Source organism: Leucobacter sp. M11 (assembly GCF_035726885.1).
Taxonomy (GTDB): Bacteria; Actinomycetota; Actinomycetes; order Actinomycetales; family Microbacteriaceae; genus JAPFRB01.
The window spans coordinates 78188-84497 of the sequence record NZ_JAPFRB010000003.1 but is presented as its reverse complement, the minus strand read 5'-3'; the positions used below and the strand labels follow the sequence as shown (position 1 = coordinate 84497).

Below are 6310 nucleotides of genomic sequence, written 5' to 3'. Positions count from 1 at the left end.
GACGAACCGTCACCCGGCGTTCACCCGGGCCCCGACCCGCGCGGCGCGCCCCGGTGGCCCGCCTCTTCCCGCGACGTTTCCCCCGCGTTCACCCGGGGTTCGGGACCCGTTCCCGCGAGGCGCTTAGCGTTTCCCGTGTGGCCAACGATTCCGGCCGCTCCCACATCGAAAGGTTCGTTACCCCCATGCGACAGCCCCGCGGCTCAGCTCTCCTCGCCCTCTCCGCCGCCGCCATCCTGGCAGGTGTTCTCACCGGTTGCTCCGCCGGCGCCCCCGCCGGTGACGCCGCGTCCGGTGACGCCGCGTCCTCCTCGACGGGCTTCGCCGCCGACGAGAACACCCTCGTCTTCGGCGTGGTCCCCGACTCGGTGGACACCGAGACGAACTACCAGCCCCTCATGGACTACCTCGCGCAGGAGACCGGCAAGGAGGTCGAGTACCACGAGTCGACCGACTACGCCGCGCTCATCGAGGCGTCTATCGCGGGCAAGATCGACGTCGCCTCCTTCTCCGGCTTCACCTACGTGACCGCGAAGAACCAGGGCGCCGAGATCACCCCGATCTCGTCCATCACCACGAGCGAGGGCGCCGAGCCCGGCTACTTCTCGCAGGCCATCGTGCCCAAGGGCAGCGACATCAAGACGGTCGCGGACATGAAGGGCAAGAAGGTCTGCTTCGTTGACCCGTCGAGCACCTCCGGGTACCTCTTCCCGAGCTACAACCTCCTGAAGAACGACATCGACCCGGAGACGGGCGTCACCCCGGTCTTCGCGGGCAAGCACGACGTCAGCGTCCAGAAGGTCGGCGAGGGCGTCGAGTGCGAGGCCGGCTTCGCCGAGGACAGCGAGGTGCTGAAGAGCGACAAGGTCGAGGTCATCGACGAGACGATGGTGCCCGGCGCGCCGATCGTCGTCTCCGACGCCCTGCCGAAGGAGCTCGTCTCCCAGATCACCGATCTGCTCAGCGAGGTCACGGCCGATCAGATGGTCGAGGCCGGGGTCGAGTCCGCCGCCTCCGAGTCCTTCCGCGCGGTGTTCTACGAGACGACCCCGGTCGACGACGCCTACTACGACACGGTTCGCGACATCTGCGAGACCACCAACGCCAGCCAGTGCCAGGGCTAACGAGCCCCTCACCACCGACTGACGAGCGAAAGACACACACACCATGACGACTTCCCCGATCCCCACCGTCACCGTCACCGGCCTGACGAAGCGATACGACCAGACCACCGCGCTCGACGGCGCAAGCCTCGAGGTGAACCGCGGCGAGCTCGTGGTGCTTCTCGGCCGATCCGGATCGGGGAAGTCGACCCTGCTCCGGCACCTGAACGGCCTCGAGACCCCGTCCGAGGGCAGCATTCGGGTGCTGGGCGAGGAGGTGTCGTCCCTCCGGGGGCGGCGCCTCCGCACCCTCCGCAGCCGCGTTGGCTTCATCTTCCAGCAGTTCGAACTCGTGCCGTCGCTCACGGTGCTCGAGAACGTCCTGACCGGGTCGCTCGCGGGCATCACCGGGCCCCGCCTCGGGCTCATTGGCTACGGCCGCGCCCGCCGCGAGGCGGCCCTCGGCCACCTGGACCGGGTCGGCCTGCTCGCCACGGCCTACCAGCGCGCCGACACCCTCTCGGGCGGTCAACAGCAGCGCGTGGCCATCGCCCGCGCGCTCATGCAGGAACCCGAAATCCTCCTTGCGGACGAGCCCGTCGCCTCCCTGGATCCCGAGTCCAGCGAGCAGGTCATGACGCTCATCCGGGACATCGCCGTTGACCGCGGACTCACCGTGATCTGCAGCCTGCACCAGGTCGATCTCGCCCTGTCCTGGGCCGACCGCATCATCGGCCTGCGCGCCGGGGCGGTCGTGCAGGACACCCAGACGGCGCACCTCACCCGCGCCGAGGTCATGGAGATCTACGGCCGGGTGTCCACCACCACCGCAGAATTCGAGGCGCTCACGAGCGAGCTGGAGACCCCGGGCCACCTGGCCCGCGTCGCCAAGGACCTCGCCGAGGCGGAGGCGGTCCGGCTGTGAGCCTGACCACCCCCGTCGCCGCGGCCGGCGTCGAGCCCGACGCACCGGCCCACGAGCGCGCCCCGAAGCGGCGCATCTCCCCGGAGAAGGTCGCCGCGGCGCTCACCCTCGTCGCCCTGTTCATCGCCTCCGGCGTCGCCCTGGCGGGCATCGACCTGTCCCTGCCCAAGATGCTCGAGAGCTGGGGCAACGCCGAACGCTTCTTCGCCCGCATCGGCGGGCTCACCTTCCCCCCGCTCGGCGAGCTCCTCGCCCTGACCGGGCTCACCGTCGGGCTCGTCCTCTGCGGCACCCTGCTCGCCGCGGCCCTCTCCGTGCCCGTCGCGATCATCTCCGCCGCGAACACCACCCCCGGCCGCGGCTGGCGCGTCTTCGGCCGCTTCCTCGGGGTCTTCACCCGGGCCGTGCCCGATGTGGTGCTCGCGATGGTGTTCGTGCTGATGTTCTCCCTCGGCTCCCTGCCCGGCATCCTCGCGATCGGCATCCACTCCATCGGCATGATCTCGAAGATGTTCGCCGACGCGATCGAACAGATCGATGAGGGGCCGCGCCTCGCCATCCGCGCCGCGGGCGGCAGCCGCTGGCAGGAGTTTGTCTCCGGGATCCTCCCGCAGGTGTTGCCGTCCTGGGTCGCCACGATCCTGCACCGCAACGACATCAACCTCCGCGGCTCCGTCATCCTCGGCTACGTCGGCATCGTCGGCCTCGGCCGCGAGATGAGCTTCGCCTTCAAGTCCATGAACTACTCCCTCGGCATGGGCTACGCCCTCGTCATCTTCGCACTCTGCATCCTCATGGAGATCGTCTCCAGCGCGGTGCGCGCGAGCATGCTCGGCCAGCGCCCCACCGGCCGCGGCATCGGCGACCGCCTCGTCCGGCGCTTCGGCCCGACGCGTCCGGGCCGCGCCGCTCACGCGCTGCCCGTGGTTGCCCCCGCGGGTCCCCGCACCGTGGCCGAGGCCATGCGTCGTCCCTGGGACGCGGCCCGTCGCCGCAACACCGCCTGGCTCACCCTCGGCGTGCTCGTCGTGCTCGCGAGCGTCCTCGTCACCGACATCCAGTGGCGCGACCTGATCACCTTCTGGGCCAAGATCCCCGCCGTCGCGGTGCAGTTCTGGCCGCCCGGCTTCGGCAACTACGAGGCCAGCACCATGGTCGGGGCCATGGGCGAGACCATCGCCATCGCGCTCGCCGCGACCGTGCTGACCCTGGGCGCCTCTGTCGTGATCGGTTCCTTCGCCGCGCGGAACGTCGCCCCCAACGGCGCGATCCGGGGGTTCAGCCGCTTCCTCCTGGTCGTGATCCGCGGCATCCCCGAGGTCATCCTCGCGATCGTCCTGATCGTGGTGACCGGGCTCGGCGCCCAGGCGGGCACCCTCGCCCTCGCCGTCGGCGGCATCGGCCTGCTCGGCAAGCTCATCGCGGACTCCTTCGAGGAGGTGAACCCCGGACCCGAGCGCGCGCTCGCCGCCACGGGGGCCACCCGAACCCAGGTCTACGCCTCGGCCACGGTGCCGCAGGGCACCCGCGCCCTCATCGGCCACACCTTCTACCTCCTCGACACCAACATCCGCGCGGCAACGATCCTCGGCATCGTCGGAGGCGGTGGCATCGGCTACTACCTGCTGAATGCCGGACAGGGCTCGAACTACGGCGTGGTCACCGCGATCGTGGCCATGATCCTCGTCACCGTGCTCGCGGTCGAGGGGCTTGCGATGTGGATGCGGCGCGTGTTCCGCTAGCCCCCACCGCGTTCCCCTGCCCACCGCTCCCCAGTTGAAAAGAAACACCTCATGAGTTCATCCAGCACGGTCGCCCCCGGCGGCTATGACGTCATCGTGATCGGGGCCGGCATCGTCGGCCTCGGCGCGGCCCTTGCCGCCCGGGACCGGGGCCAGCGCGTCCTCGTTCTTGAGCGCGGCGCCGAGGCCTCCGGGGCCTCGATCCGGAACTTCGGCCACCTCTGCCTCACCCCTCAGGAGGGCGAGGCCCGCGCGTACGGCGTGCTCGCCCGGGAGCTGTGGCTGCGCCTCGCCCGGGACGCCGGGGTCTGGCTCCGGGAGTCCGGGACGGCGGTCGTCGCCCGGCACGAGGACGAGCTTGCCCTGCTCGCCGAGGTCGGCGAGAGTCGTTCCGAGCGGGTGCTCGGGGACCGGGCCGAGCTGGAACTGCTTGACCGGGACGGCATCGAGCGTCTTGCGCCCCTCGGGGCGGGCGTCGCCGTCGGCGGGGCGTTCCTGCCCTACGACCTGCACGCGAACCCGCGGCAGGCGCTCGGCGCGGTGACCGCGCACCTCCAGCGCCTCGGCGTGGAGTTCCGCTTCCGCACCGCGGCGACCCGGGTGGAGACGGGCCGCGTGCGCACCCCCGCGGGCTGGGTGAGCGCCGGGCTCGTCATCGTCGCCGTGAACCACGACATCGACGGCCTCCTCCCGGAGGTGGCCGCCGAGCGCGATGTCCAGCGGTGCGCGCTGGACATGTTGCGCGTGGACGCGGGGCTTCGCGCCCCGCTCGCGGCCCCGCTGCTCACGGGCTGGTCGCTGATTCGCTACCGCGCCTTCGCCTCCTCGCCCGCCGCGGCTCGGGTGCGCGAGCGCCTGCACGGGGAACGGCCCGAGCTCGCGGCGATCGACCTGAACCAGATGTACACCCAGCTGCCCGACGGCTCACTCATCGTGGGTGACACGCACTGGCGGGGCGAGACCGCCAGCCCCTTCCAGCCCGAGCACGCCTTCGAGCTGCTCCTCGGCGAGGCTGAGACCCTCTTCGGCGTCCCGCGCCCCCGGGTGATCGAACGCTGGCAGGGCGTGTACGCCTCCGGCCGGGACGAGTTCGTGCTCGACTCCCCGCTCCCCGGTGTCTGCGTCGCTCTCGCCACGACCGGCATCGGCATGACGACCGGCCTCGGCCTCGCCGAGGCCGCGGTCAGCGCCCACCTCGGGGGCCGCGCCGGGCACCCCACACCGTCACCCTCCACAGCCTCCCCAGCGGCCCTGCCGCCCCTCGAAAGGATTCACCCGTGACCCAGATCACCCCCAGCCCCGCACCCGCAGAGCTCGCCCACATTCAGACCGTCATCCTCGACCTCGCGGGCACCACGGTGCAGGACGAGGGCCTCGTGGAGCGCGCCTTCGCCCTGACCGCAGAGCGCACCGGCATCGCCCAGGGCGAGGCGGCGCGCGAGCAGGCCCTGCAGATCGTCCGCGACACGATGGGCCAGTCGAAGATCGAGGTCTTCCGGATGATCGCCGACTCGGAGGAGGACGCCCAGCGCGGCAACCTGGCCTTCGAGGACTCCTACGCGGAGCTCGCGGGCCAGGTCGGCCTCGCGGAGATCCCCGGGGCCGAAGCGGCCATCCGCTCGATCCGCGGGGCGGGCCGCTTCGTCGTGCTCACCACGGGCTTCTCCCCGGTCACCCGCGACGCGATCCTCACCGCCCTCGGCTGGACCGAGCTGGCCGACGCGGTCCTCAGCCCCGCCGACGCGGGCCGCGGCCGCCCCTTCCCCGACATGCCGCTCACGGGGCTGCTCCGCACGGGAGCCAGCTCCGTAACAAACCTCGCCGTGCTCGGCGATACCACGAGCGACATCGGCGCCGGCCTCGCCGCGGGCGCGGGCTTCGTCGCCGGGGTGCTCACGGGGGCCCACGGCCGCGACGCGCTGCTCGGCGCTGGCGCGCACCGCGTCCTGGACAGCGTCGCGGAACTGCCCGCCCTGCTCGGAATCGACGCGACCCGTGTTGGCTGAGGCCCCGCGCTCCGCGGTGCGCGCGGGCCGGTGCGCCATCATCGGCGCGGACGGCACCCGAACGGAGCTCGCCTCCGCCCCCACCGCGATGGTCTGGATGAAGCCCGGCGCCCCGCACGAGGCGATGGCCGTGCTGGAGGTCCCCCTCCGCGCCGGCGACGCCCTCGTCGAGATCGAGTACGCGACGGTCTGCGGCTCCGACCTGCACACGATTGCCGGACGCCGCACCGCCCCCGTGCCGCTCGTGCTCGGCCACGAACAGGTCGGCCGCGTCGTGGCCGTTGGCCCCGGCACCGTCCGCTCCGACTCCCGGCCCCTCGCGGTCGGCGACCGTGTGGTGTGGTCGCTCACCGTGAGCTGCGGCGACTGCGACCGCTGTCTGCGCGGCCTCACCCAGAAGTGCCGCGCCCTCGCGAAGTACGGGCACGAGCAGATCCGGCACGGTTGGGAGCTGAGCGGCGGGTTCGCCACGCACATCCACCTGCTCGCCGGGACGACCGTCGTCGCAATCCCGGACGAGCTGCCGGCGGAGGT

Annotated in this window: 6 protein-coding genes; all 6 read left to right on the top strand. The window is 71.9% G+C overall.

What is annotated here, in order from left to right; all coding sequences use genetic code 11:
• Positions 1 to 185 precede the first annotated feature (185 nt).
• Positions 186 to 1124, top strand: a complete 939-nt coding sequence (locus OOT08_RS08635) for a phosphate/phosphite/phosphonate ABC transporter substrate-binding protein (RefSeq protein ID WP_325092227.1) — start codon at positions 186 to 188, stop codon at positions 1122 to 1124.
• 43 nt (positions 1125 to 1167) lie between these two features.
• Positions 1168 to 2028 (top strand): phosphonate ABC transporter ATP-binding protein, encoded by an 861-nt coding sequence (phnC, locus tag OOT08_RS08630; protein ID WP_325092226.1) that lies wholly within the window; start codon positions 1168 to 1170, stop codon positions 2026 to 2028.
• Positions 2025 to 3770, top strand: coding sequence for a PhnE/PtxC family ABC transporter permease (locus tag OOT08_RS08625; RefSeq protein ID WP_325092224.1), 1746 nt, complete (start codon positions 2025 to 2027; stop codon positions 3768 to 3770). The genes phnC and OOT08_RS08625 overlap by 4 nt, the downstream gene beginning before the upstream one ends.
• 51 nt (positions 3771 to 3821) lie before the next feature.
• A complete protein-coding gene (locus OOT08_RS08620; RefSeq protein ID WP_325092223.1) occupies positions 3822 to 5051 on the top strand; it encodes a TIGR03364 family FAD-dependent oxidoreductase in 1230 nt (409 codons plus the stop codon).
• A complete protein-coding gene (locus tag OOT08_RS08615; RefSeq protein WP_325092222.1) occupies positions 5048 to 5776 on the top strand; it encodes an HAD family hydrolase in 729 nt (242 codons plus the stop codon). The genes OOT08_RS08620 and OOT08_RS08615 overlap by 4 nt, the downstream gene beginning before the upstream one ends.
• On the top strand, positions 5769 to 6310 hold a 542-nt coding region (locus OOT08_RS08610; protein WP_325092221.1), incomplete at its 3' end, for an alcohol dehydrogenase catalytic domain-containing protein. The genes OOT08_RS08615 and OOT08_RS08610, both read left to right, overlap by 8 nt.